Raw genomic sequence first — 26,856 nt, 5'->3', positions numbered from 1 at the left:
GGCATGGGGGCTGACGTGCGTTGGGTCCTGTTACTCGTGCTGGTCGCGGGGTCGTGGGCGGTGCCTCAGGCGGGGGAGGCGGCGGCGCGGGCCGAGCCGGGCGCGCCGGCCGGGCGGGTGGCCTTCATCGGCGTGCCCGGCCTCATGTGGGACGACCTCGACCCGCGCGACACCCCGCGCCTGTGGGACCTGGCCGGCGACAGCGCGCTCGGCTCGCTCTCGGTCAAGGCCGTCGGCACCGTCACCTGCCCGTACGACGGCTGGCTGAGCGTGTCGGCGGGCGTGCGCTCGGCCGTCGGGCGCCGCTGCGGGCTGCCGCCGGAGCCGATCCCCACGGGTTCCGGCGCGATCGTGCCCGAGGTGCCCGAGCTGATCGGCACCACGGACGGCGCGTTCGCCGGCACGCTGGGCGCCGCCGTGCACGCCGCGGGCGGCTGCACGGCGGCGATCGGCAGGGGCGCGGCGGTGGCGCTCGCCGACCGGGAGGGCCGCGTCGACCTGTACGCCGCGGAGCCGGCCAAGCTGCCCGACTGGTCGCGCTGCCGGGTATTGGCCGTGGACGTGGCCGCGCTCGTGCAGCCGTACCTGCTGGACGGCAGGCTGCCCCGCGAGCCCGAGGTGATCTCGCCCGAGCAGCGCCGCGAGCTGGCCAGGCAGGCCGACACCGAGGTGGGCGCGGTGCTCGACCGGCTGCCCCCGGACACCGAGGTCGTGCTGGCCGGCATCGGCGACCACGGCTCGGTGCCGCACCTGCGGGTGGCGATGTGGCGGCGGCCGGGCACGGAGGCCGTCGCGGGGGAGGCGGGGCCGTCGATCGGGGCCGCCTCCACCATGCGCGACGACCTCGTGGCGCTGCCCGACATCACGCCCACGATCCTGAACGCGGCCGGCATCGCCCCGCCGCCCGGCGTGGTCGGGGTGCCGTGGCGGCTCGGGGCGCCCGTCACGCCCGCCGACCTGGTCAGGGCCGATGTGGCGGGCACCAGCGTGCGCGGCCTGACCGGCTGGTTCTTCACCGCCTACGCGGTGGTCCAGGTGGCCTTCTACGTCGCGGCGTACCTGCTGCTGTCGCGGCGGCGGCACCTGCGGCTGGTGGGGACGGCCGCGGTGATCCCGGCCTGCGTGCCGGTCGCGACGTACGCGGTGAACGTGCTGCCGTGGGACCGCAGCCCCTACCCGGTGGCGACGCTGGTCGGGGCGGTGCTCGCGGTGACGGCGGCCTTCGCGGCCGTGGCGCTGCTCGGCCCGTGGCGGCGCGACCCGCTCGGCCCGCCCGCCGCGGTCACCGCGATCACCGCGGGCGTGCTCGTCGCCGACCTGCTGACGGGCACGACGCTGCAGTTCAACAGCCTCATGGGCTACACCGCCGTGGTCGGCGGCCGCTACTACGGGCTGGCGAACATCCCGTTCGCGCTGCTCGTCACCTCCGTGCTCATGGGCTCGGCGGTGGCGGCCCAGCACCTCTTACGCGCCGGGCGGCGGCGCGCCGCCGTGGCCGGGGTGGTCGTGCTCGGCGTGGTGGCGATGCTGCTGGCCGGCTGGCCGGGCGTGGGCAGCGACTTCGGCGGCGTGATCGCGTTCGTGCCGGGCATCGCGGTGACCGCGCTGCTGGTCGCGGGGCGTACGGTGTCGCTGCTGAAGCTGGCCGGGTTCTGCGTGCTCGGCGGCGTGGCGGTGACGGTCATCGCCGCGCTCGACCATCTGCGCCCGCAGGAGGAGCAGACGCACCTCGGCAGGTTCGTGGGCCAGGTGCTCGATGGCACGTTCTGGCCGGTCATCGGGCGCAAGCTGGGCGCGATGCTCAGCACCCTGCTCTCGCCCACCCTCATGCCGATCGTGCTGGCCGGGTTGGTCTTCCTGGTCTTCGCCGTGCTGCGGCCGGGGACGGTGAGCGCGGGCGTGGTGCCCGCCGCGTTCGCGCGGGCGCCGATGCTGCGGGCCGGGCTGCTCGGGGCGCTGGCCAGCGGCGTGGTCGGCATGCTGGTCAACGACTCCGGCACGGCGGTGCTGTCGATGGTGGTGGCGCTGGCGGTGCCGCTGGTGCTGCACGCCGGCGTCCGGCTGCCCGAGGTCGCCGGGCAGGAGGAGCCTCCTGAAGGCGCGGTGGGGGAGCGGATCGGCGTCAAGATCTGAAATTTTCTTTTAGTTCATGTCAAAGCCTTGAAACTTATAACCACGAGCGATTGCATTCGGGTCGTGCAGACCCTCCGAATGCTGGCCGCCGCCGCGCTCGTGTTAGGCCCCGTGGCCCTGGGCACGCCCGCGCAGGCCGATCCCGTCTCTCCCGCAGAGGACGCGCTCCCGGCGTCGTCCTACCCCGCTTCCTCCACCCTCCTCGCCAAGGCCGCAGAGAGCCGGCGGCTGGAGACCGCGAAGACCACCCGGCCCGTCGCGCCCGGCATCTCGCTGACCTCGTTCGACACCTTCGACGAGCTCGGCTGGCTGCGCGCCGACGCCCTCACCGCCGACCTCGGCAGCGCCAAGGCCGACTACGTGTTCTCCGGCGAGGTGTCGAAGACCGAGCCGCTGTCCGGCCCGGCCAGGCGCAGCCGCGCGGTCGCCGCCGTCAACGGCGACTTCTTCGACATCAACAACTCCGGCGCCGCCCAGGGCATCGGCGTGCAGAACGGCACGCTCATCCAGTCGCCGATCGCCGGCCACGAGAAGGCGGTCGCCATCTCGCCCGAGGGCGTGGGCCGCGTCATCGAGATGTACTTCGAGGGCACCGCCACCCCGTCCGGCGGCGAGCCGATCACGCTGACCCAGTTCAACCAGCTCATCCAGAAGGACGGCGTCGGGCTGTTCACCCCGCTGTGGGGCTCGTACACGCGGGCCCGCGCCGTCGAGGGCGCCACTGAGGTCGCCGAGGCCGTGCTGGTGGACGGCGTCGTCTCCGAGGTGCGCGACGCCGCGGGCAGCGGCCCCATCCCGGCGGGCAGCACCATCCTGCTCGGCCGCGACAAGGGCGCCGCCGCCGTGGCCGCGCTCGAGCCGGGCGACAAGGTGGACGTGACCTACCGGCCCAAGCCCGCCGACGGCGGCCCGGTCAAGGCGGCCGTCGGCGGCAACTGGGTGCTGGTCAAGGACGGCGTCGTGCAGAACTCCACCGACACCGCCGCCCACCCGCGCACCGCGGTCGGCTTCTCCGCCGACGGCAGGACGATGTACCTGCTCACCGTGGACGGCCGTCAGGCCGACAGCCGGGGCGTGACGCTCAACGAGCTGGCCGCCATGATGAAGGAGCTCGGCGCGGCCGACGCGCTCAACCTCGACGGCGGCGGCTCGTCCACGCTGCTCGCCCGCGAGCCGGGCTCCGCCGAGGTGCAGATCGAGAACAGCCCGTCCGACGGCGGCGAGCGCCACGTCCCCAACGGCCTCGCGCTCTACGCGCCCGAGGGCAGCGGCAAGCTCAAGGGCTTCTGGGTGGAGACCGCCTCCGACCCGGCCAAGGCGCCCGGCTCCGGACCGGTCGCGGGCGGCCGTCCCGACCGCGTCTTCCCCGGGCTGACCAGGCGGCTGACCGCCGCCGGCTACGACGAGACGTACGGACCCGCCGCCGGCACACCGTCCTGGCGCGCCACGCCCGCCGTGCACGGCGTCGTCCGCGACGGCAGGTTCCACGCCCTGGTGCCCGGCCAGACCACGGTCACCGCCTCGAAGGGCAAGGCCAAGGGCAGCATCACGCTGACCGTGCTGCAGCCGCTGGAGCGGATCGGCGCCACCGCCGACCGCATCGGCATCGCCGGCCAGGACGGCACCGCCGCCTTCGGCGTCGTCGGCTACGACCGCAACGGCAACTCCGCGCCCATCGAGCCCGCCGACCTCACGCTCTCCTACGACAAGAACCTCTTCGAGGTCGCCGCGGCCGAGCACGGCTACTTCACCGTCAAGGCGCGGCAGGCGAGCGGCTCGGGGCTGATCACCGTCAAGGTCGGCAAGCTCACCACCGCCGTGCCGGTGACCGTCGGCATGGAGGACACGCAGGTCGCCGACTTCGAGGACGCGGCGAGCTGGACGTTCTCCGCCGCCCGCGCCACCGGCTCGCTGTCGGCCGGGCCCGGCCACGACGGCGGCGGGCTGAAGCTGTCGTACGACTTCACCACCTCCACCGCCACCAGGGCCGCCTACGCCAGCCCTCCGGGCGACCTGGTGATCGAGGGGCAGCCGCAGGCGTTCGGGCTGTGGATCAACTCCACCGGCAAGGGCGAGTGGCCCAGCCTGGAGTTCTACGACGCGCTCGGGCAGTCGCAGATCCTGCGCGGGCCGTACATGACGTGGACCGGCTGGCGCTACGTCGAGTTCACCGTGCCGCCCGGCGTCAACTACCCGCTCAAGCTGCGCCGCTTCTACGTGGCCGAGACCAAGGCCGACGCGCAGTACACCAACGAGATCACGATCGACGGCCTGGTGGCCAAGGTGCCGCCCGCCGTGGAGACGCCGCCCGCGCCGAAGATCACCGACCCGGTGGTCAAGCCCGACGTGTCGGACATGCCGTGGCGGTTCGCGGTCATGTCGGACGCGCAGTTCGTCGCCAGGGACCCCGACAGCGACCTGGTGCAGAACGCGCGCCGCACGCTGCGTGAGATCAAGGCCGCCGAGCCGGACTTTCTGCTCATCAACGGCGACCTCGTGGACGAGGCCTCGCCCGAGGACTTCGCGCTGGCGAAGAAGATCCTCGACGAGGAGCTGCGAGGCGAGCCGCCCTACCACTACATCCCCGGCAACCACGAGGTGATGGGCGGCGAGATCGGCAACTTCACGGCCGTCTTCGGCGAGACGTACCGGACGTTCGACCACAAGGGCACCCGCTTCATCACCCTGGACACCTCGCGCCTGACGCTCAGGGGCGGCGGCTTCGACCAGGTGGCGATGCTCCGCGACCAGCTCGACAAGGCCGCGAAGGACCCCTCCATCGGGTCCGTCGCCGTCGTGTTCCACGTGCCGCCCCGCGACCCCACCCCGGGCAAGGGCAGCCAGCTCGGCGACCGCAAGGAGGCCGCGCTCATCGAGGACTGGCTGGCCGCCTTCCAGCGGGAGACCGGCAAGGGGGCCGCGTTCATCGGCGGGCACGTCGGGACGTTCCACGCCGAGCACGTGGACGCCGTGCCGTACGTCATCAACGGCAACTCCGGCAAGAACCCCGCCACCGCGCCCGATGACGGCGGCTTCACCGGCTGGTCGCTGTGGGGCGTCGACCCGGTGAGCAAGGCCGAGGCCGAGCGGGTCAAGCGGAACTGGTTCGCCGACGCGCCCGCCTGGATCGGCACGCAGGTGCGCCCGCATGTGGACGAGCTGACGCTCACCGCGCCTTCGAGCGTCGCGGTCGGCAAGCCCGCCACCGTCGGCGCGTCCGTCGTCCAGGACGGGCGGACCGTCCCCGCCGCCTATCCCGTCTCGGTCGCCTGGACGGGCTCGCCCAACCTGCACATCGGCAGCCGTACGACGGCCAAGCCCCGGCACGTCGCCGTCCTCGACCCGGACACCGGAACGCTCACCGCGCTGCGGCCCGGCACGGTGACGGTCGCCGTCACCGTCAACGGCGTCACCAAGAAGGCGGAGGTGGCCTTGACCGCCAAGGCCGCCGCCTGACCCCGCCCCGCCGCGCGGGCCCCCGGGAACCGCTCCCGGGGGCCCGCGTGTCCTCCTGCGCAGATCGGGTACGAGATCGTTTTGGCGCCGTCTGATCGGAGAGGACCGCCGATGTCGATGGAGCTCGAAGTCGTGCCCGCCGGGCTGGCCCGTGCCCTGGAGGACCTGCTGCTCGTCGATCACCACGTGCACGGGGCCACCTCGCACGACCTGTCGCGCACCGCGTTCGAGGACCTGCTCGGCGAGTCCGACCGGCCGGTGCCCGACTGGATGACCCGCTTCGACTCCCAGCTCGGGTTCGCCGTGCTGCGCCACTGCGCGCCGGTGCTCGGCCTCGAACCGTTCTGCCCGCCGGAGGAGTACCTCGCCAGGCGGGCCAGGATCGGCGCGAACGAGGTCAACCGGCTGCTGCTCGGCGCCTGCGGCGTCGGCCACTTCCTGGTGGAGACCGGCTACCGCGCCGAGGAGCTGCTGGGGCCGTCCGGGATGGCGCAGGCGAGCGGGGCGCCCGCCGACGAGATCGTCCGGCTGGAGGCGGTGGCCGAGCAGCTCGCCGCGACGGGGTGCGCGGCGGCGGAGTTCGGGCCGCGGTTCGCCGAGGCGCTGTGGGAGCGTACGCGCTCGGCGCGCGGGCTCAAGACCGTCGCCGCCTACCGGTGCGGGCTCGACTTCGACCCGGCGCGGCCGGCCGAGGCCGAGGTCGCGCAGGCGGCAGGGCGGTGGTTCGAGGAGGGCGGGCGGCTGCGCGACCCCGTGCTCGTCAGGCACCTCATCTGGACCGGGATCGACCGGGGGCTGCCCCTGCAGTTCCACATCGGCTACGGCGACCCCGACGTCGATCTCAAGCGGTCCGACCCGCTGCTGCTGCGCGGCCTCATCGAGCTGGCCGAGCCCACCGGGGTGCCGTTGCTGCTGCTGCACTGCTACCCGTTCCACCGCAACGCCGGGTATCTGGCGCAGGCGTACCCCACCGTGTTCTTCGATGTGGGGCTGGCCGTCAACCACGTGGGGGCGCGCGGCGCGGCGCTGCTGGCCGAGAGCCTGGAGGTGGCGCCGTTCGCCAAGATCCTCTACTCGTCCGACGCGTGGGGGCCCGCCGAGCTGCACTATCTCGGCGCGCTGCTGTGGCGGCGGGGGATGGCGAGAGTGCTCGGCGAGTTCGTGGCAGAAGCGGAGTGGTCGGTGCCGCAGGCGGTACGGGTCGCCACCATGATCGGCGCGGAGAACGCGCGCCGCGTCTACGGCCTCGGCGGCTGATCGCCGGGATGAAGCGTGAGAGGAGAGACGGTTGACGGGGGCGGCGCGAGCGGGCGGAAACGGGTATCGGGCGGCCGGGGCGGAGGCCGGCCTCGAGGCGGCGCTGCGCGCCGCCCTGCGGAAGGAACTGCCCGCCGCCGTCGCGCTGCGCCGTGAGCTGCACGCGATGCCCCGCATCTCCGGGCATGAGGAGCCGACGCTCAAGCGGCTGCTCGACGCGCTGCCCGGCGGGCACGTCGAGTACGTGGCCGGCACCGGGGCCGTGCTGCGCGTCGGCCCTCCGGGAGCCGCCGTCGGCGTACGGGGGGAGCTGGACGCGCTGCCGATCGTCGAGCGCACCGGCGTGCGATGGGCCGCCACGAACGGCGCCATGCACGCCTGCGGCCACGACGTGCACCTCGCGGCGGTGGTCGCGCTCGCTCGCGCCGTGGCCGCCGTCGCATCGGGCGGCGCGGGGGAGACGGCCGGCGAGGCCGGGGCCGGAGCGGAGGCCATGGCGGAAATCATGGCGGAGGCCGCAGCCAGAGCGGAGGCCGTGGCCGGGGCGGCGGGCGGGGCGCCGGTCGCGTCGCCGCTGCTGGTGGTGCTGCAGCCGCGCGAGGAGACGTTCCCGTCCGGGGCGCAGGACATCGTACGGTCCGGCGTGCTGGCCAGGCACGGCCTGCGCGCGATGATCGGCGCGCACGTGCAGCCGGTGCTGGCCGAGGGGACGATCGCCTGCACGCCGGGGCCGGTCAACGCCTCATCCGACGAGTTCAGGGTGATCGTCACCGGGGCCGAGGGGCACGCGGCGTACCCGCACCTCACCCGCGACCCCGTCCTCGCGATGGCGCAGGTGATCGTGGCCGCGCAGCAGCTCGTCAGCCGCGCCGCCGACCCGATGGTGCCGACCGTGGTCACGTTCGGCACGGTCGCGGCGGGCACCACTGCCAACGCGGTCCCCGGCGAGGCGGTGGCCACCGGCACGCTGCGGACGATGTCGGAGCGCTGGCGCGAGGAGCTGCACGGCCGGTTCCGGCAGGTGGTCAGGGACACCGCCCGCGCGTACGGCTGCACGGCCGACGTCGAGATCCTGCCCGGCGAGCCGATCCTCATCAACGATCACGACCTGGCGCTGCGGACGGGGGAGCGGCTGCGCGAGCAGGGCTGGACGGTCTCCGACGAGCTGCGCTCCTGCGGGGCCGACGACTTCGCCAGGTACGGCAGCGTGGCGGCGTCGCTGATGATGTTCGTGGGCGTGGACACCGAGGCCGGGCTGCACAGCCCGCGCTTCCTGCCGGACGACGAGGCGGTGGCCGCGGTCGCCGAGGCGCTGCTCGCGGGCTACCTGGCGGCCGCGCATCCCTAGCGTGATCGGGAAGACGGCGCGTCAGCGTACAGTCCGGACAATGGACGCATCGCTGACGAAACGGGAGTTAACCTCTAGGCTCGGCGGCGATGGATCTCGAAACATTCACCCCCGGCGCGGGCCGGCTCGCCCCGCGCGCCGCCCTGCGGTCCGACGCCCCCGCGCTCAGCCTCAACGGCACCTGGCGCTTCCGCCTGTCACCCGCCGCCGACGCCCCGGAAGACTTCGCCGACCCCGGCTATGACGACTCCGGCTGGGACGACCTGCCCGTCCCGTCCCACTGGAACCTGCACGGCCACGGCGCCCCCGCCTACACCAACGTGGCCTTCCCCATCCCCATCGACCCGCCCCGCGTCCCGAACGAGAACCCCACCGGCGACTACCGCCGCGCCTTCGACCTGCCCGCGGGCTGGCAGGGCGGGCGGCTGCGCTTCGAGGGCGCCGAGTCGTTCGCCCGCGTCTGGCTCAACGGCCACGAGCTGGGCTTCTCCACCGGCAGCCGGCTGCCCGTCGAATACGACGCCGGCCCCTACCTGCGGCCGGGACGCAACGTGCTGGCCGTGCGCGTCCACCAGTGGTCGGCCGCCACGTACCTGGAGGACCAGGACATGTGGTGGCTGCCCGGCATCTTCCGCGACGTCACCCTCACCCGCTCCACCGCCGACGTGTACGTCCGCGCGGACTACCGCGACGGCCGCGGCACCCTCGCCTACCTCGAAGGACCCGGCCCGCTCAGCGTCCCCGAGCTGGGCGTGACCGGCCTGCGGCCGGGCTCCGAGATCACGGCCGAAGTGGAGCCGTGGACGGCCGAGACGCCCCGCCTGTACGAGGCCGTCGTCGCGGGCGACGGCGAGACCGTGCGGCTGCGCATCGGCTTCAGGACCATCACCATCGAGGACGGTGTGCTGCTCGCCAACGGCAGGCCGCTGCTGCTCAAGGGCGTCAACAGGCACGAGTTCCACCCGGAGCACGGCCGGGCGGTGCCGTACGAGACCATGCGCGAGGACGTGCTGCTCATGAAGCGGCACAACGTCAACGCGGTCAGGACCAGCCACTACCCGCCGCACCCGCGCTTCCTCGACCTGTGCGACGAGCTCGGCCTGTGGGTCATCGACGAGTGCGACCTGGAGACGCACGGCTTCGGCGAGGTCGGCTGGCGCGGCAACCCCACCGACGACCCCCGCTACGCCGACGCGCTGCTCGACCGCATGCGCCGCATGGTCGAACGCGACAAGAACCACCCCAGCGTCATCATGTGGTCGCTCGGCAACGAGGCCGGCGTCGGACGCAACCTCGCCGTCATGGCCGACTGGACGCGCGAGCGCGACCCGTCCAGGCCGCTGCACTACGAGGGCGACCGCTCCTGCGCCCACACCGACGTCTACTCCCGCATGTACGCATCCCACGCCGAGGTCGAGGCCATCGGCAAGCGCGAGGAGGACCCGCTCGACGACCCCGAGCTCGACGCGCGGCGGCGCGGCATGCCGTTCCTGCAGTGCGAGTACGCCCACGCCATGGGCAACGGGCCCGGCGGGCTCGCCGAGTACCAGGAGCTGTTCGAACGCTACCCCCGGCTGGCCGGCGGGTTCATCTGGGAGTGGATCGACCACGGCATCGCCCATCCGGAGCACGAGTACGCCTACGGCGGCGACTTCGGCGAGCCCGTCCACGACTCGAACTTCGTCATCGACGGGCTCGTCTTCCCCGACAGGACGCCGTCGCCCGGCCTGATCGACCTGAAGAAGGTGTTCGAGCCGGTCCGCTTCGACTTCGACGGCGGCAGGTCCGTACGGGTCGTCAACGGTTACGGCTTCCGCGACCTGTCCCACCTGCGGTTCACCGCGACCGTGCAGGTGGAGGGCGAGACGGTGGCCGAGCACGTCCTCGACGTGCCGCCCGGCGGCGGCGAGGTCGCGCTGCCCGCTACGGACGGCGGGCCCGAGGGGGAGCGGTGGCTCACCGTACGGGCCGAGCTGGCCGAGGACCAGCCGTGGGCACCGGCCGGGCACGAGGTCGCCTGGGGCCAGACACGCCTCGCCCCCGCCTCCGGGACCGCCGCCCTCCAGGCCTCTGCGAACGCCGCCGCTCGGGACTCCGGGACCGCCGCCCTCCGAGCCTCTGCGGCCGCCGCCCCGCGGGGCCTCACGTCCGGCGTCGCAGGGGGACCGCAGGCGTTCACCCGCGGCGAGGACGGGCTGATCACCGCCGGCGAGTGCGCCTTCGACGCCTCGGGACGGCTGGTGCGGCTGTTCGGGCTGCAGGTGGAGGGACCCAGGCTCGACCTGTGGCGGGCGCCCACCGACAACGACCGGTACGGCGGGCTCGAAGCCCGCTGGCGCGCGCTCGGCCTGCACCGGCTCACCCACCGGGTGGACGAGGTCAGCGCGGGCGACGAGCTGGTCGTCCGTACCCGGGTCGCGCCGGCCGCGACCGACCTCGGGATGCGGGCGACGTACCGGTGGACGTACGACGGCGGGCTGCGCCTGGAGCTGGACATCGAGCCTGAGGGCGAGTGGCCGGACCCCATCCCGAGGGCCGGGGTGGACATGACGCTGCCCGGCGAGGCCGTGGACCGGGTGACCTGGTTCGGGCCTGGGCCGGGGGAGTCGTACCCGGACACCGGGCTGGCCGCCCGCATCGGCCGCTGGTCGGCCACGGTGGAGGAGCTGCAGACACCGTACGTCCACCCGCAGGAGAACGGGCACCGCGCCGACGTCCGCTGGGCCGTGCTCACCGGTGCGCGGGGCGGGATCACGGTGTCGGGCGAGCCGGTGTTCGGGCTGACCGCCCGCCGCTGGAGCACCGCCGAGCTGACCGCCGCCACGCACCGCCCCGACCTGGTCCCCGGCGACCGGCTCCACCTCCACCTCGACCTCGCGCACCAGGGCATCGGCACCGCCACCTGCGGCCCCGGCCCGCTGCCCGCCTACCACCTCCGGGCCCGCCCCGCCACTCTCCGCCTCCGCTTCACCCCCGCGTGAGGAGCCCGCCATCGCACACGGGGCAGGCCCTGCATGCGGGGTGAGCCTGGCGCCGGCGGGTCCCGCGCCGTGGGATGACTCCCGCGCCGCGCGGCTCCACGCGCCGGGCGAGCCCCGCGGTGGCGAGGGCTGGTGGCCCGGGCCCCAAAGGCCGAGGCGAAGTGCCGGGGGCAGGGGACCGGGGCCGAGCGGCTGAGGGCCAGGGCAGGAGGCCGGGACGGCCGGCCCCGTGCCAGGGCCGGCCGGTCCCCGCGCGGTCCCGATCGAGGCGGCCGGCCCCGCCTGGTCGCCTAGCGAGGGTGGCCGGTCCCGTGAGGTCGCCTAGCGAGGGTGGCCGGCCCCGTGAGGTCGCCTAGTGAGGGTGGCCGGCCCCCGTGGTCTCGGGTCAGGGGCGGCCGACGCCCATGTACGTGTAGCCGAGGCCGCGCATCTCCTTCGGGTCGAGCAGGTTGCGCCCGTCGAACAGCACGGGCCGCCGCATGGAGGCGGCCATGCCCGCCCAGTCGGCGTCCTTGAGCTGCGGCCACTCGGTGACCACGATGGCCGCGTCGGCGCCCTCGACGGCCTCCTCGGGGGTGGCGTGGCGGGTGGTGGAGATCCACGGCTCGACCTCGGCGGGCCTGGCCATCGGGTCCCAGCAGCGCACCTCCGCGCCCTCGGCGAGCAGCCGCCCGGCCAGCACGGTGCTGGTGGCCTCGCGCATGTCGTCGGTGCCGGGCTTGAACGTCAGGCCGAGCAGCGCCACCCGCATGCCGGTGAGCGTGCCGAGCTCGTCCTTCAGTTTCTGGATCGCGCGGCGCTTTTGCAGGTTGTTGACCTCGATGACGGCCGACAGCAGCTGCAGGTGGTAGCCGGTGTTGCTGGCGAGCTGGCGCAGCGCCTCGGAGTCCTTCGGGAAGCAGGATCCGCCCCAGCCGATGCCGGGCCGCAGGAAGTGAGGGCCGAGCCGGTGGTCGAGACCGACGGCGCGGGCGACCTCTTCGACGTCGGCGCCGGTCTTCTCGCACAGCGTGGCGATCTCGTTGATGAAGCTGATCTTCGTGGCGAGCAGCGCGTTGGACGCCAGCTTGACCATCTCGGCCGAGCGCACGTCCATGACGACGACCGGGCCCTCGATGCCGTGGTGCAGCTCGGCGACCAGGTTGGCGGTGGCGTCGTCCTCGGAGCCGATGACGATGCGGTCGGGATGCATGAAGTCGCGCACCGCGGTGCCCTCGGCGGTGAACTCGGGGTTGGCGGCGTACCCGACGTGAGCAAGGCCCGCCTCGTCGAGCGCGGCGCGCACGCGGCTGCCGGTGCCGACCGGCACGGTGGACTTCATGACGACCGCCCGCAGGTGGGTGGCGCCCTCAAGAGAGCGCACGACCGACCACACGCGCGACAGGTCGGCGTCGCCGGAGGCGGACGGCGGGGTGTCGACGCACACGTATGCGATCTCGGCGCCGTCGAGCGTCTCGGCGATGTCGGTGGTGAAGGAGAGGCGCTCCTTGTTCCTGGCGATCAGGTCGGCCAGGCCGGGCTCGTAGATCGGCACGTCTCCGGAGCGCAGCAGGGCGACCTTGTCGGGGTCGATGTCGCGGACCACGACGCGGTGACCGAGCTCCGCGAGACAGGCACCGGTCACCAGACCGATGTATCCGGCACCGAACACGGCCACCTGCCGTTCCGGCGTGGGTACCATGCTTGACCATCCAATTTCTCGGGGGAGATGACATGCCGGGGACCGGCGGGGGGACCTTCACCTTAACGTCCGCAGGTCATTCTCCCGGACCGGCGAGGCGGCTCGAAGCCGGGCCCGGTCATGCGGGCCCGGCAGGGCAGGGCCCGGGGACGGCGGGGCGTGGTTGTGCGGGGGCACAACCGCGGGCCCGGCGTTCGTCCATGCGGCCGAAGCAGGGCCGATGCCGGTGCCCTACGGTTCGCATATGCGACGTCTCACCCTGGACGATCTGTACGGCTTCGCCGTCCCCTCCGACCCGGCCCTGCGCCCGGACGGCGGCGCGGTGGCGTACACGCTGACCACCGCCGACCGCGAGTCCGACGCGAACCGCTCCGAGGTGTGGCTGGCCGCGCCGGGGGCGGAGCCGCGCCGCCTGGCCGAGGGGAGCGCGCCGCGCTGGTCGCCCGACGGGCGCACGCTGGCGTTCCTGCGCCCGGTGGACGGCGTGCCGCAGCTCCACCTGCTGCCCATGGACGGCGGCGAGCCGATGAGGCTCACCTCCGCGCCGCTCGGCGCGGGCCCGGCCGTCTGGTCGCCGGACGGCGCCGCGATCGCGTACGCGGGGCCGGTGGGGCCCGGCGACGGCGGCCCGCCCGATCCGCACGCGCCCGTGGTGGCCGAGCGTCTGGACTACAAGGCCGACGGCGCGGGGCTGCTGCGCGGGGTCACCGCGCACGTGTTCGTGGTGGACGTCGCGTCGGGGCAGACGAGGCGGCTCACCGAGGGTGACTTCCACGCGGGCGAGCCGTCGTGGCGGCCGGACGGCACCCGCCTGGCGTTCGTCGCGTCCATGGACGCCGAGCGCGACCTGCGCCCGGAGGCCGGCGTGTACGAGGTGCCCGCCGCGGGCGGCCCGCCCGAGCGGCTGACCGGCCCCGAGCTGCTGTGCGCCGGGGCCTGGTGGCTCGGCGACCGGCTGGTGGTGGCCGCGCAGAAGGGCGAGCCGGTGGGGCACGTCCGGCTGTTCACGCTCGGCCCAGGCGGCGCCGCCGAGGTGGAGACCGGGCTCGACCGCAACGTCATGCTCGGCCACCCCGGCTACCCGGGGGCGAACCCCGCCGTGCACCAGGGCGACCTGCTGTTCTGCGCCCGCGACCGCGGCCTGACCCGCCTCTACCGCGCCCCCGCGCACACGCTGGTGCCCGGCGACGTGAGCGTGGCGGGCGCGAGCGTCGCCGCGGGCAAGGCGGCGTACGTCGCCGCCACACCCCGCAGCCCCGGCGAGGTCTTCCTCCTGGACCTCGCCGGCTCGGCCCCTGAGCGCCTGACCCGGCACGCGCCGGCGGACATCGACCCGTACGTGCCGGTCGGCCGTACCTTCACCGCCCCCGACGGCACCGAGGTCGAGGGCTTCGTGCTGCGCGACGAGAGCGTCACGGAGCCGGGCCCGCTGCTGCTCGACGTGCACGGCGGCCCGCACAACGCCTGGGCGCCCGTGCTCGACGGCTTCCACCTGTACCACCAGGTGCTGGCCGCACGCGGCTGGACGGTGCTCACGCTCAACCCGCGCGCCAGCGACGGCTACGGCGAGGCGTTCTACACGGCGACGGCCGGCGCGTGGGGCCTCGCCGACGCCCAGGACTTCCTCGCCGCCGTGGACGACCTGGTCGCCGCGGGCATCGCCGACCGGGAACGGCTCGCCGTCACCGGCTACAGCTACGGCGGCTACATGACGTGCTGGCTGACCGGCACCACCGGCAGGTTCAAGGCGGCGATCGCCGGCGGCGCGGTCACCGACCTGGCCGGCCTGGCGGGCACCTCCGACCTGGGCATGCTGATCAAAACGTACGAGTGCGCCGGCGATCTCGCCGCCCAGTCGCCGATCACCCACGCCGGCGAGGTCACCGCCCCCACGCTCCTGCTGCACGGCGAGGACGACGACCGCTGCCCGATCGGACAGGCCGAGCAGTGGTTCGCCGCGCTGCGCGAGCGCCGCGTGCCGGTCCGGCTCGTGCGCTACCCGGGGGCCTCCCACCTGTTCATCCTGAACGGCCGGCCCTCGCACCGGTACGACTACAACGAAAGGATCATCGCGTGGCTGGAGCAATGGATCAGCGGCGGCTCGCCGAGCTGATCGCCCGGTACGAGGTGCCCGGCGCGGCGCTGGCGTACCTGCACGACGGAGAGCTGCACGAGGCCGCCGCGGGCACGCTCAACACCGCCACCGGCGTCGAGGCCACCCCCGACTCGCTCTTCCAGATCGGCTCGGTCACCAAGGTCTGGACCGCCACCCTGCTCATGCGGCAGATCGAGCGCGGCAGGCTGACCTTGGACACCCCGGTGTCGGAGGTGCTGCCGGAGTTCGCCGTGGCCGACCCCGAGGTCACCAAGACGGTCACGATCCGCCACCTGCTCTCCCACACCAGCGGCATCGACGGCGACCTGTTCCTCGACACCGGACGTGGCGACGACTGCGTGGCCAAGTACGTCGAGGCCTGCGCCGGCCTGACGCAGAACCACCCCATCGGCGCCACCCAGTCGTACTGCAACTCCGGCTTCGTCATCGCCGGCCGCGTCGCCGAGCGGCTGGGCGGCAAGCGCTGGGACGACCTGCTGCGCGAGGAGATCGCCGAACCGCTCGGCCTCACCCACACCTGGACGCTGCCGGAGGACGTGCTGCGCTTCCGCGCCGCGATGGGCCACGTGGAGGGCGGCGCCCCGGCGCCGGTGTGGGGGCTGATGCGCGGCATGGGCCCCGCCGGGCTCATCTGCGCCCGCCCCGCCGACGTGGTGGCGTTCGCGCGGGCCCACCTGGAGGGCGGCCTGCTCGACGACCCGCAGGCCATGTGGGAGCCGCAGGTGGACGTGCCCAACCCGCACGGCCTCGGCCGCCAGTGGGGCATCGGCTGGATCCTCGACGAGTGGAGCGGGCAGCGCGTGCTCTCGCACGGCGGCAACACCATCGGCCAGCACGCCATGCTGTGGGCGGTGCCCGGCACCGGCACCGTCGCCTGCGTCACCGCCAACGGCGGCCACTCCGGCGCCTTCACCCGCGCGGTGGCCACCGAGCTGTTCGCCGAACTCGACGGCCTGGCGGTGCCGCAGATGCCCACGCCGCCGGAGACCCCCGTCGAGGTGGACGCCACCCCGTACGCCGGCGTCTACGAGCGGGCCGGCGCCCGCATCACGGTGACCGTCAAGGACGACGGGCCGTGGATCACGATGGAGGCCACCGGCGCGCTCGCCGCCCTGCAGCCGGAGGCGGAGGAGCACCGCCTCATCGCCGTGCACGGCGGCGACCGGCCGTTGTTCGTCTGCAAGGCGGACGACGCCCCCGACTGGGTCACGGTCGTCTTCTACACGCTGGCCGACGGCTCCCCGTACGTGCACGCGGGCGCCCGCGCCACCCCCAAGACGGAGTGAACTATCGTGACCCCATGAGAATCCGCCCGCGCGCCGGCCTCGGGCGGATCCTCGACGACCTCGGCACCACCGTGCTCGACGTCGCCGCCTCGCCCGGCCACCTCGACGCCGAGGTCACCGGCGTCCACATCTACGACCCCCTCGACGAGCTGATCGTGGCCGAGGGCGCGATGGTGCTCGCGGTCGGCGTGCAGGGGGCGGCCGAGATCTGCGCGCTGCTCGCCCGCGTCCCGCACGCGGCGGGCGTCGTGGTCAAGCTGCCCGTCGACGTGGACGAGCGGGTACGCGCCGCCGTGCTGGAGACCGGCGTCGCCGTGCTCGGCCTGACCAGGGCCGCCTCGTGGGCGCAGGTGGCGGCGCTGCTGCGCTCGCTGCTCGCCGAGGGCGACCTGGCCGAGCCCGGCGACGAAGGGGCGCACGGCGACCTGTTCGCCCTCGCCAACGCCGTGTGCGCGCTGCTCGACGCGCCCGTCACCATCGAGGACAGGTCCTCGCGGGTGCTCGCGTTCTCCGGCCGCCAGGAGGAGGCCGACCAGGGCCGCGTCGAAACCGTGCTCGGCCGCCAGGTGCCCGAGCGCTACCTGCGCCTGCTCGACGAGCAGGGCGCGTTCAAGCGGCTCTACCAGAGCCGCGAGCCCGTCTACATCGAGCTGCCCGACGACAGTGTGATCAACAGGGTGGCGGTGGCGGTCCGCGCGGGTGACGAGATCCTCGGCTCCATCTGGGTCGCCGTGCGCGAGCCGCTCACCCCGCAGCGGCAGCGCGCGCTCGCCGACGCCGCCAAGGTCGTCGCGCTGCGGCTGCTGCACGAGCGGGCCGGCGCGGGCACCCAGCGGCGGCTGCGCGCCGACCTGCTGTCCACCGTCCTCGCGGGCGGCGCCGACGCCGCCGAGGCCGCGGGCCGGCTGGGCATCGCGACCGGCAGGCTGTGCGTGCTCGCCGCCGAGCTGACCGGCCCGCCGGCCGATCCCGGAGGCCGCTCGGAAAACGCCGCCACCGACTATGCGGCCGACCACGTGCGCAGCGAGAGCGAGCGGCAGCGCTTCTGCGACGCGCTCGCCCTGCACGTCGCCGCCATCCACCCCAAGGCCGCCGCCGCGCTCGCCGGCTCCGTCGCCTACGCCGTGCTGCCCCTCACCCCGGGCGGCGGCGAGGAGGAGCGCGCCGTCCGCGTCGCCGAGAGCTTCCTCGCCAGGGTCGGGCCCCGCCACGCCGCCAACGTCGGCGTCGGCCGGCTCGCGCTCAACCTCGCCCAGGTCGCCCGCTCCCGCGCCGACGCCGACCGCGCCCTGCGCGTGCTGCGCCACCGCGGCGTCACCGGGCAGGCCGCCGGCTACACCGCCGTGCACTTCGAGTCGCTGCTGCTCCAGGTCGCCGACGTGGCCGCCGCCGAGGAGCAGGCGCCCACCGGCCCCTACCAGCGGCTGCTGGAGCACGACGCCGAGCACGGCACCGAGCTGGTCGCCACGCTGGGCGCGTACCTCGACGCGTTCGGCGACGTCAACCTGGCCGCCGCCCGCGTCCACGTGCACCCCAACACCTTCCGCTACCGGCTCAAGCGGCTCACCGAGATCGGCGGCCTCGACCTCGGCGACCCCGACGCCCGGCTCACCGTGCAGCTCCAGATGCGCATCTTCGGACGACGGCACTAGACGGCCGCGCTTTTTCGTGCCCGGCACCGAAGAACGGGCACCGGCGAGCCGCGAAGGTGGAGCTCACCCCCACGCTCGTCTGGAGTACCCATGAGAACACCATTCGCGGCGGGCCTCGCCGCGCTCGCCCTGCTCGCGGCCGGCTGCGGAGGGACGGGGGCGGAGGGCGGCTCGGCCGGGGGCGGCACGTTCACCTACGCGCTCCCCGCCGACCCGGGCGTGCTCGACCCCGCCATGGGCGTACTCAACGTCACCAACACCACGCTCTCGCTCGCCTACGACACGCTCGTCGGCATCGACGCGCAAGGCAAGATCGTCCCCGCGCTCGCCGAGCGCTGGACGGTCGAGCCCGACAAGGTCACCTTCACCCTGCGCAAGGACGCCACCTGCTCCGACGGCTCGCCCGTCACCCCGTCCGACGTGGCGGCCAGCGTCGACCACATCACCGACCCGGACACCAAGTCGCCCATCTACGGCGTGCTCATCCCCACCGGCATGAAGGCCGAGGCCGACGACGCGGCCGGCACCGTCACGCTGTCCATGCCGAAGCCGTTCAGCTTCATCCTGGAGACCGGCCGGGCGATCTTCGTGGTCTGCGGCAAGGGCGTCAAGGACCGCTCGATCCTCGCCCGCTCCACCTCCGGCAGCGGCGCCTACCGGCTCACCGAGGCGGTGCCCGGCGACCACTACACGTTCAAGGTGCGCAGGGAGTACGCCTGGGGCGCGCCCGGCACCTCCATCAAGGACGCGCCCGAGACCGTCGTGCTGAAGATCGTGCCGAACGAGCAGACCGCCGCCAACCTGCTCGTCTCCGGCGCGCTCAACGGCATCACCCTCTACGGCCCCGACCGCGCCCGCGTCGAGGCCGCGCCCGGCGTCACCAAGAAGGTCACGCCGGTCGCCAACGGCCAGTTCTTCTACCACCAGGGCGAGGACCGGCCCACCCACGACCCCGCCGTCCGCAAGGCGCTCACCCAGGCCGTCGATCTGAAGGAGCTGGCCGGCATCGCCTCCAGCGGCACCGGCAAGGCGCCCACCGGCCTCGTCCTGCACCCGCGCCCCTGCCAGGGCGACACCGTCACCGGCCACGTGCCCGCCCACGACCCCGCGGCCGCCGCGGCCGCGCTGGACGCGGCCGGCTGGAAGCCGGGGCCCGACGGGGTCCGCGTCAAGGACGGCAAGCGGCTCACCCTGCGCTACCTGTACGCCACCACGCGCGGCGCCGGCGTCCAAGCCGCCGCGGAGTACCTGGCCACCGCCTGGGGCGAGATCGGCGCCGAGGTGAAGCTGAACGGCGCCATCGACACCAAGCTGTCGGAGTCGCTCAACACCACCCAGGACTGGGACGTCGTCTGGCTGCCCATCGGCGTCACCCTGCCCAGCCAGCTCGTCGGCTTCCTGTCCGGCCCCGCCGCGCCCAAGGGCGCCAACTTCGCGCACCTGTCGAACAAGCGCTACGAGTCGCTGGTCGGCGAGGCCGCGCAGGTGCCCGCCGCCGAGGGCTGCGACAGGTGGCTGCAGGCCGAGTCGGCGCTGTTCGACGCCGCCGACATGGTGCCGGTGGTGGAGACGACCGTGCTGGAGGCCGCCAAGGGCGCCACGTACGAGATGGTCGCCGGGATGTTCGTGACCACCTCCATCCGCCTCACCCAGGGGGCTGCATGAGCCGTCGCACCGGCCTGCGGCGGCTGGTCCGCTTCCTGGTCTCGCTGGCCGTGCTCGTGGTGGCGACGTTCGCGATGATCCACCTCATCCCCGGCGACCCCGTGCGCTCGGCGCTCGGGCCCGCCGCGCCGGTGGAGCTGGTGGAGGCGCGGCGGGCGGCGCTCGGCCTGGACCGGCCGCTGCCCGAGCAGCTCCTCACCTACGTCGCGAACGTCTTCTCCGGCGACTTCGGCACCTCGTTCGTCACCGGTGAGCCGGTCGGCGAGGTCATCATGGCCCGCCTGCCCAACACGCTCAGCCTGGCCCTGCTCGCCGTCCTGGCCGCCATGCTGGTCGCGGTGCCGCTCGGCATGTGGAGCGCCGTCCGCACCGAGAACGGCCGCAACCGGGGCACCGAGCTCACCTTCAGCGCCGCCACAGGGGCGGCGGTGGCGGTGCCGGAGTTCCTGTACTCGATCGCCCTGGTGGCCGTCTTCGCCATCGGGCTCGGCTGGTTCCCGCCCGCGGGCAAGGCGGGCGCGATCACGTACGTGCTGCCGGTCGCCGCGCTGGCGATCGGGCCCGCCGCCATGATCGCCCGCATCTCCCGCGTCGAGACCCTGCGCGAGCTCGGCAAGGACTACGTGCGGCTGGCCCGCGCCAAGCGGCTGCCCGCCGCCCGGCTGCACCTGCGGCACGTGCTGCCCAACACGCTCACCGCCACCCTCACCGTCGGCGGCCTGCTGCTGACCTCACTCATCGCGGGCGGCGTGCTGGTCGAGTACGTCTTCGCCTGGCCCGGACTCGGCCTGAAGATCGTCGAGTCGGTCACGCAGAAGGACTACCCGGTGGCGCAGGGCGTGGTCCTCGTCTACGGGGCGATCGTGCTCGTCGTGAACCTGGCCGTCGACCTGCTGCTCGGCGTGCTCGACCCGACCTCCGCGATCAAGGAGACCTGATGACCTCGCTGATGGGGCGGCTGCGGCGCAACGTGCCGGGCACGGCGGGCGCCGTCATCGTGGCCGCCATGGCCGTGCTCGCCGTGATCGGGCCGATCCTGTGGGGTGCGCAGGCCGAGCGCATCGACGCGGACGCCATCCTCCAGGGCGCCTCGCCGGGACACCCCCTGGGCACCGACAACCTCGGCCGTGACCTGCTGGCCCGCGTCCTGGTCGCGGGACGCTACTCGCTGCTGCTCGCGCTGGCCGCCACCCTCATCGGCGCGCTGGCCGGGGTCGTGCTCGGCGCGCTGCCCTCGGTGCTGCCCAGGCGCGCCGCCCGCCTGGTCACCGGCACGGTCAACGCGCTCGTCGCCTTCCCCGGGCTGCTGCTCGCCATGTTCACCGCCGTCGTCAGCGGGCTCGGCGCGCGCGGCGCGGTGCTCGGCATCGGCGCGGCCATCGCCCCCGGCTTCGCCCGGCTCACCCAGAACCTCGCCGCCACCGTCGCCGGCTCCGACTACGTCGCCGCCGCCCGCATGCTGGGCGTGCCGCGCCGCCGCATCCTCACCGGGCACGTGCTGCCCAACATCGCCGAGCCGCTCATCCTGCACCTCACCCAGGCGCTCGGCGGCGCCCTGCTGGGCCTGGCCGGGCTGTCGTTCCTCGGGCTCGGCGTGCAGCCGCCGGACTTCGACTGGGGGCGGCTGCTGTTCGACGGGTTCCCGCGCATCTACGTCACCCCCGAGGTGGCGCTCGGGCCCGCCGCCGCCATCGCGCTGGCCGGCATCGGGTTCAACCTGCTCGGTGACGCCCTGGCCAAGGCCGCCGCGCGCACCACCGTGCCGCGTGGCCGCACCGTGGCCCCCGCGCCGTCCGGGCCGCCGCCCGAGCCGGACCCGGAGGCGGTGCTGGAGGTGCGCGACCTCACCGTCACCTTCCCCGGCACCTCCCCCGGCACCTCCCCCGGCACCTCCCCCGGCACCTCCCCCGGCACCTCCCCCGGCACCTCCCCCCACGGGGCGTCCCCCGTACGGAACCTGTCGCTCACCGTCGCGCCCGGCGAGATCGTCGGCCTGGTGGGGGAGTCGGGCAGCGGCAAGAGCATGACCGCCGCCGCGATCGGCGGCCTCGTGCCCTACCCGGGCGTCGTCACGTACGCCGCGTTGCGGCTCGGCGGCAAGGACGTCGCCGCCCTGACGGACAAGGAGCTCGGCACCACGCTGGCGATGGTGTTCCAGGACCCGCTGGCCGCGCTCAACCCCGCGCTCAAGGTCGGCGGCCAGCTCGCCGAGGTGGCCATCGTGCACGAGGGCGCCACCCGCGAGCAGGCCCGCCGCCGCGCCGTGGACCGGCTCGCCCAGGTCCACCTGCCGGAACCGCAACGGCGCGCCGCCCAGCACCCGCACGAGCTGTCCGGCGGCATGCGGCAGCGCGCCGTCATCGCCATGGGCCTCATGGGCACGCCCCGCCTCATCATCGCCGACGAGCCCACCACGGCGCTCGACGTCACCGTGCAGCGGCAGATACTCAAGCTGCTGCGCGAGGTCGTCGAGGAGACCGGCGCGGCCACCCTGTTCATCTCGCACGACATCGCGGTCGTGGGCGAGCTGTGCGACCGGGTCGTCGTCATGTACGCGGGCCGCGTCGTCGAGGAGCTGCCCGCGGGAGACCTCGCCGGCGGCGCCGCGCACCCGTACACCAAGGCGCTCATCGCGTCGCTGCCGGACCTGGACACCGACCGCGACACGCCGCTGGCCGGCATCCCCGGCACCCAGCCCGCCCCCGCCGACGTCGGGCCCGGCTGCGCGTTCGCCCCGCGCTGCGCGCTGGCCACCGCCCGCTGCTCGAGCGAGCGCCCCGAACTCGCCGACCTCGGCCCCGGCCGCAGGGTCGCCTGCTGGGAGGTCAAGTGATCATCAAGAACCTGAGCGTGCGCTACGGCTCCTTCACCGCCGTGGACGACGTCACGCTGGAGATCCCCGACGGGCAGGTGGTCGGCCTCGTCGGCGAGTCGGGCTCGGGCAAGTCCACGCTCGCCAGGGCCGTGTGCGGGCTCGCGCCCCACACCGGCACGATCACGGGGGCGCGGCGGGTGCAGATGGTCTTCCAGGACCCGTACGCGTCCCTGAACCCCCGCATGACCGTCGGCCGCACCATCGCCGAGGGCTGCGGCCCCGGCGAGGTGGAGCGGCTGCTCGGCCTCGTCAGGCTGCCCGCCGAGCTGGCCGGCCGCTACCCGCGCGAGCTGTCCGGCGGCCAGCGGCAGCGCGTCGCCATCGCCCGCGCCCTCGGCGGCGACCCCGAGCTGCTGGTCGCCGACGAGATCACCAGCGCGCTCGACGTGTCGGTGCAGGGCGCGGTGCTCAACCTCGTGCGCGGGCTGCGCGACGAGCTCGGCCTGTCGATGCTGTTCATCTCGCACAACCTGGCCGTCGTGCGCTACGTCGCCGACGTCATCGCCGTCATGCACCGCGGCAGGCTGGTCGAGGTCGGGCCCGCCGAGCAGGTCGTCGGCGCGCCCGCCCACGACTACACCCGCGCCCTGCTCGCCGCGGTGCCGCGGCTCAGAGAGTGATCCACTCCGCCGAGGTGGTGACCTCGTCCAGCACGTCCTGGATCGGCTCGACCCCGAGCCCCGGACCCGCCGGCACCTCCAGATGCCCGTCCACCAGCTCGAACGGCTCGGTGATGTCGGTGGCGAAGTAGCGGCGCGAGCCGGAGGTGTCGCCGGGCAGCGTGAAGCCGGGCAGCGCGGCCAGCGCCACGTTCGCCGCCCGGCCGAGGCCCGTCTCCAGCATGCCGCCGCACCACACCGCCACGCCGTTGGCCCGGCACAGGTCGTGGATGCGCCGCGCCTCCAGGTAGCCGCCCACCCGGCCCGGCTTGATGTTGACGATCGAGCACGAGCCCAGCGCGATCGCCGCGGCGGCGTGCTCGGCCGACTCGATCGACTCGTCCAGGCAGATCGGCGTGCGCAGCCGCTGCGCCAGCCTCGCGTGCTGCACCAGGTCGTCGTTGGCCAGCGGCTGTTCGATCAGCAGCAGGTCGAACGCGTCGAGCCGGGCCAGGCGGGGCGCGTCCGACAGCGCGTACGCGGCGTTCGCGTCCACCTGCAGCAGCAGGTCGTCGCCGAACCGCTCGCGCACCGCGCGCACCGGCTCGACGTCCCAGCCGGGCTGGATCTTCAGCTTGATCCGGACGTAGCCCTCGTCGATGTAGCCCGCGACGGCGTCGAGAAGCTGCGGGATCGAGTCCATGATGCCGACCGACACCCCGCACGGCACCCGCGTCTTCGACGCCCCCAGGAACCGGCCGAACGACTCGCCCGCCGCCCGCAGCTGCGCGTCCAGGATCGCCGTCTCCACCGCCGCCTTCGCCATCCGGTGCCCCTTGATCGGCTCCAGCGCGCGGGCCACCTGGTTGGCGTCCACGTTCTGCGGCAGCGCGGGCAGCAGGAAGCGGCGGATCACCTCGGCGGCGCCGTCGACGTACTCGGAGGAGTAGAGCGGCTCGCTCATCGCCACGCACTCGCCCCAGCCCTCGGCCTCCGGCGTCACCACCCTGACCAGCAGCACGTCGCGCGCCGTCTCGGTGCCGAACGAGGTGCGGAACGGCGACACCAGCGGCATCGCGATCCTGCGCAGCTCCACTCCGGTGATCTTCACAGTCTCTCCACTACGTAGTACGACTTCGCGGCGAACCCCGTCACCGCGCGGCCCTCCGCCATCAGCCCTCCCAGCACATCACGGACGGCGTGCCGCCACGCCTTGGCCGCACCGCGATCGGCCCGGCGCAGCCCTTCGATGTCGGGCGGCACCGCCACCAGCACCACCGGCGCGTCCACCGGGCCGGGCACCGGCCGCCCGCCCTCGTCGGCCAGCGCCACCACCGCGCCCTCCGGCACCGGCGTCCTCTCGCCGGGCTCCCGCCGGGCCAGCGCCTCGACGTGCGGGGCGGTCAGCGGCCAGGAGGCGAGCAGCCGGTCGGACTCGTCGCCCTGGTTGATCGCGTCCTCCATGACGCCGTAGAAGCACGGAAGGTACTCCGCCGGCCGCGCGCCCAGCTTGGCGAGGTTGAAGTGGGCGTTGCGGCGGACCAGTGGATCGTAGGTCCAGGTGATGTGGGTCAGGCCGCGCTCCAGCGCCCAGCGGCGCTGGTGCTGCTTCAGCTCGAACCCGATGCCCCGCCCCGCGATCGAGCCGGTGACGTGGGAGTGCAGGGCGCCACCGGCCGCGAGGAACCCCACGGAGGCGCCGACCATGCGCCCGCCGTCGAACGCGCCGGCGACGTAGCCGCCCGCGTGCGACAGCGCCCGCATCAGCTCCATCGTGATGGGCGGGTCTGCGGAGCCGAAATGCCAGATGTCGTCGAACAGCGCGTAGACGCGCTCCAACTCCGGCATCTCGTGGAGCTCCCTGACCTCGATCAACGTTTCACCTTTCCCCTCACTGAGGTTCCATGGCGACGTTATGCCATGCGGGGCCGCCCGGGATTCGTCCGGGACCACCAAGAGGGGAGCGGTCTTTCGTAGCGGAAGCTCAGCGCGCCCGCGGGACCCGGCGGGCAGGCCGGCGCCCCCGCCGGGACCCGCCGGGGTCAGCGCAGGCTGCGGGCGTCGAGCTGGCGCAGGATGCGCGAGATGATCGCCGGGTCGGCGTTCGGGTCGCGCCGCGCCTCCAGCACCGCCTGGCGGGCCGCCGACATCATCTCGCCCTGCACCCGCCGCATCAGCTTGACCCGCCGCACCCGCTGCTCGAACGCCTCCCGCCGCTCCTCGTCCGCCGCCTCGGGACTGAGCCGCACGTTCATGTCCGCCAGCCGCCGGTTCAGCGCCTCCAGTACCTCGTCCGGCAGCTCCTCGGTCTCCTTGATCTCCTGCAGCCGCTGCCTGGCCGCCTTCGCCGCCTGCTCCGCCAGCCGCCGCTCCAGCGCGCGCTCGGCCGCCGTGTCCGCCTTCACTCCGAGCCTGTTCACCAGCCATGGCAGCGACAGGCCCTGCACGATCAGCGTCGTCAGGATGACCGCGAACGCGATGAACACGATGATCGGCCGCTGCGGGAACTCCTCCCCGCTCTCCGTCTGCAGCGGGATGGCCAGCGCCAGCGCCACCGACGCCACCCCGCGCATGCCCGACCACCACATCACCACCGTCTCCCGCCAGGTCAGCGGGATCTCGGTGTCCTCGTGGCCGGGCCCGCGCGTCTTCTTCGCCAGCCAGGCCGCCGGCAGCAGCCACACCAGGCGTACGAGGACGACGACGCCCACCACGGCGGCGCTCCACCACAGCAACTCGCCCAACCGGCCGTGCACCGTGCCGAACACCGCGTGCAGCTCCAGACCGATCAGCCCGAACGCCACACCGACCACCAGCGTGTCCACGACCTGCCAGAACGTCGTCGAGGCGAACCTGCCCTGCACGTCGTCGGCGTCGGTCATCCGCTCGCTCAGGAAGAACGACGTGGCCAGCACCGCCAGCACGCCCGAGCCGTGCAGCTCGTCGGCCAGCGCGTACGACACGAACGGCACCAGCAGCGACACCCCCACCCGCAGCGTCGCGTCGCCCAGCCACTCCATCAGCCGCCCGCCCAGCCAGCCCAGCGCCAGGCCCACGATCACGGCCACCACGGCCGACAGCACGAACTCGGTGAGCGCGCCCGGCCACGAGAACGTGCCCGTCACCGCCGCCGCGATCGCCACGTGGTACAGCACGATCGCCGTCACGTCGTTGAACAGGCCCTCGCCCTCCAGCAGCGACACCATGCGCCTGGGCAGCCCCAGCCGGCCCGCGACCGCCGTCGCCGCCACCGGGTCAGGCGGCGCCACCAGCGCGCCCAGCGCCACCGCCGCCGCCAGCGGCAGCCCCGGCACCAGCGCCTGCGCCACCGCGGCCACGGCCGCCGTCGTCACGAACACCAGCGCGACCGCGAGCAGGAAGATCGGCTGCCAGTTGGCCGCGAACTGCCGCCACGACGTCCGCTGCACGGCCGCGTAGAGCAGCGGCGGCAGCAGCAGGGGCAGCACGATGCCGGGCGGCACGTCCACGTTCGGCACGAACGGCAGGACGGCCATCAGGATGCCCAGCAACGTCATCAGCACCGGCGGCGGCAGCCCCACGCGGTCGCCCAGCGGCACCATGAGCAGCGCCCCCAAGAGCACCAGCATGAGCAGCACGAACTGGTCCACGAACGCCCCCAAAAGATCGCCCGCCCCAGCCTAATCCAGTCCCTCCCGCCCACTCGCACCCCCTGCCACGCAAGGAGCAGCCCCACGCGCAAGGCCCCGCCCGCCCCGCCACCCGGGCGCTCGCGGACGACCAGCGCGGGCGCCGTGCGTCCGGACCGCTGGTCGCCTGCGAGCGCCC

At 74.1% G+C, this 26,856-nt stretch carries 16 protein-coding genes; 12 read left to right on the top strand and 4 right to left on the bottom strand.

What is annotated here, in order from left to right; all coding sequences use genetic code 11:
* Positions 1 to 15: 15 nt before the first annotated feature.
* From ACGFIM_RS06525 to ACGFIM_RS06505, 5 genes are all read left to right on the top strand, one after another.
* Entirely contained in the window at positions 16 to 2,133 is a 2,118-nt protein-coding gene (locus tag ACGFIM_RS06525) for a hypothetical protein (protein WP_393195625.1), read from the top strand.
* A 63-nt stretch (positions 2,134 to 2,196) separates the two neighbouring features.
* Positions 2,197 to 5,589 (top strand): phosphodiester glycosidase family protein, encoded by a 3,393-nt coding sequence (locus tag ACGFIM_RS06520; RefSeq protein ID WP_393195622.1) that lies wholly within the window; start codon positions 2,197 to 2,199, stop codon positions 5,587 to 5,589.
* Positions 5,590 to 5,700: 111 nt separating this feature from the next.
* Positions 5,701 to 6,846: an amidohydrolase family protein gene (locus ACGFIM_RS06515; RefSeq protein WP_393195619.1), complete on the top strand. Its 1,146-nt coding sequence runs from the start codon at positions 5,701 to 5,703 to the stop codon at positions 6,844 to 6,846.
* 31 nt (positions 6,847 to 6,877) lie between these two features.
* A complete protein-coding gene (locus ACGFIM_RS06510) occupies positions 6,878 to 8,194 on the top strand; it encodes a M20 family metallopeptidase (protein WP_393195616.1) in 1,317 nt (438 codons plus the stop codon).
* 89 nt (positions 8,195 to 8,283) lie between these two features.
* Positions 8,284 to 11,175 (top strand): glycoside hydrolase family 2 TIM barrel-domain containing protein, encoded by a 2,892-nt coding sequence (locus ACGFIM_RS06505; RefSeq protein WP_393195614.1) that lies wholly within the window; start codon positions 8,284 to 8,286, stop codon positions 11,173 to 11,175.
* Positions 11,176 to 11,560: 385 nt separating this feature from the next.
* On the opposite strand, the gene ACGFIM_RS06500 is transcribed toward ACGFIM_RS06505, so the two are convergent.
* Positions 11,561 to 12,856, bottom strand: a complete 1,296-nt coding sequence (locus ACGFIM_RS06500) for a UDP-glucose dehydrogenase family protein (protein WP_393195611.1) — start codon at positions 12,854 to 12,856, stop codon at positions 11,561 to 11,563.
* 244 nt (positions 12,857 to 13,100) lie between these two features.
* Here ACGFIM_RS06500 and ACGFIM_RS06495 point away from each other — a divergent pair, with 244 nt between their 5' ends.
* The 7 genes from ACGFIM_RS06495 to ACGFIM_RS06465 all read left to right on the top strand — a co-directional run bounded on the left by ACGFIM_RS06495 (position 13,101) and on the right by ACGFIM_RS06465 (position 23,070).
* On the top strand, positions 13,101 to 14,969 hold the full coding sequence (locus tag ACGFIM_RS06495) for a S9 family peptidase (RefSeq protein WP_393195608.1): 1,869 nt from the start codon (positions 13,101 to 13,103) through the stop codon (positions 14,967 to 14,969).
* Positions 14,930 to 16,258 carry a serine hydrolase domain-containing protein gene (locus tag ACGFIM_RS06490; RefSeq protein ID WP_393195606.1) on the top strand — a complete coding sequence of 443 codons (1,329 nt, stop codon included), beginning with the start codon at positions 14,930 to 14,932 and terminating at the stop codon, positions 16,256 to 16,258. Before ACGFIM_RS06495 ends, ACGFIM_RS06490 begins: the two co-directional genes overlap by 40 nt.
* A gap of 14 nt (positions 16,259 to 16,272) precedes the next feature.
* Positions 16,273 to 17,910: a PucR family transcriptional regulator gene (locus ACGFIM_RS06485; protein WP_393195603.1), complete on the top strand. Its 1,638-nt coding sequence runs from the start codon at positions 16,273 to 16,275 to the stop codon at positions 17,908 to 17,910.
* A gap of 90 nt (positions 17,911 to 18,000) precedes the next feature.
* The gene (locus tag ACGFIM_RS06480) at positions 18,001 to 19,575 is read left to right on the top strand and encodes an ABC transporter substrate-binding protein (protein ID WP_393195600.1); all 1,575 of its coding nucleotides are present in this window, start codon (positions 18,001 to 18,003) and stop codon (positions 19,573 to 19,575) included.
* A complete protein-coding gene (locus tag ACGFIM_RS06475) occupies positions 19,572 to 20,513 on the top strand; it encodes an ABC transporter permease (RefSeq protein WP_393195597.1) in 942 nt (313 codons plus the stop codon). Before ACGFIM_RS06480 ends, ACGFIM_RS06475 begins: the two co-directional genes overlap by 4 nt.
* A complete protein-coding gene (locus ACGFIM_RS06470; protein WP_393195594.1) occupies positions 20,513 to 22,408 on the top strand; it encodes a dipeptide/oligopeptide/nickel ABC transporter permease/ATP-binding protein in 1,896 nt (631 codons plus the stop codon). The genes ACGFIM_RS06475 and ACGFIM_RS06470 overlap by 1 nt, the downstream gene beginning before the upstream one ends.
* Positions 22,405 to 23,070 (top strand): ABC transporter ATP-binding protein, encoded by a 666-nt coding sequence (locus ACGFIM_RS06465; RefSeq protein ID WP_393195591.1) that lies wholly within the window; start codon positions 22,405 to 22,407, stop codon positions 23,068 to 23,070. The genes ACGFIM_RS06470 and ACGFIM_RS06465 overlap by 4 nt, the downstream gene beginning before the upstream one ends.
* Here ACGFIM_RS06465 and menC read toward each other — a convergent pair.
* The 3 genes from menC to ACGFIM_RS06450 all read right to left on the bottom strand — a co-directional run bounded on the left by menC (position 23,060) and on the right by ACGFIM_RS06450 (position 26,678).
* A complete protein-coding gene (menC, locus tag ACGFIM_RS06460) occupies positions 23,060 to 24,160 on the bottom strand; it encodes an o-succinylbenzoate synthase (protein WP_393195588.1) in 1,101 nt (366 codons plus the stop codon). The genes ACGFIM_RS06465 and menC overlap by 11 nt on opposite strands.
* Positions 24,157 to 24,924 carry a GNAT family N-acetyltransferase gene (locus ACGFIM_RS06455; protein WP_393195585.1) on the bottom strand — a complete coding sequence of 256 codons (768 nt, stop codon included), beginning with the start codon at positions 24,922 to 24,924 and terminating at the stop codon, positions 24,157 to 24,159. Before ACGFIM_RS06455 ends, menC begins: the two co-directional genes overlap by 4 nt.
* 167 nt (positions 24,925 to 25,091) lie before the next feature.
* Complete coding sequence (locus ACGFIM_RS06450) at positions 25,092 to 26,678, bottom strand: Na+/H+ antiporter (RefSeq protein WP_393195581.1); 1,587 nt, start codon at positions 26,676 to 26,678, stop codon at positions 25,092 to 25,094.
* Positions 26,679 to 26,856: the final 178 nt, after the last annotated feature.

Origin of the sequence: Nonomuraea sp. NPDC049309 (assembly GCF_043196965.1) — a bacterium.
Classification (GTDB): Bacteria; Actinomycetota; Actinomycetes; order Streptosporangiales; family Streptosporangiaceae; genus Nonomuraea; species Nonomuraea fastidiosa.
Note: the sequence above shows the minus strand (reverse complement) of the source record. Positions and strands in the feature narration are given on the sequence as shown.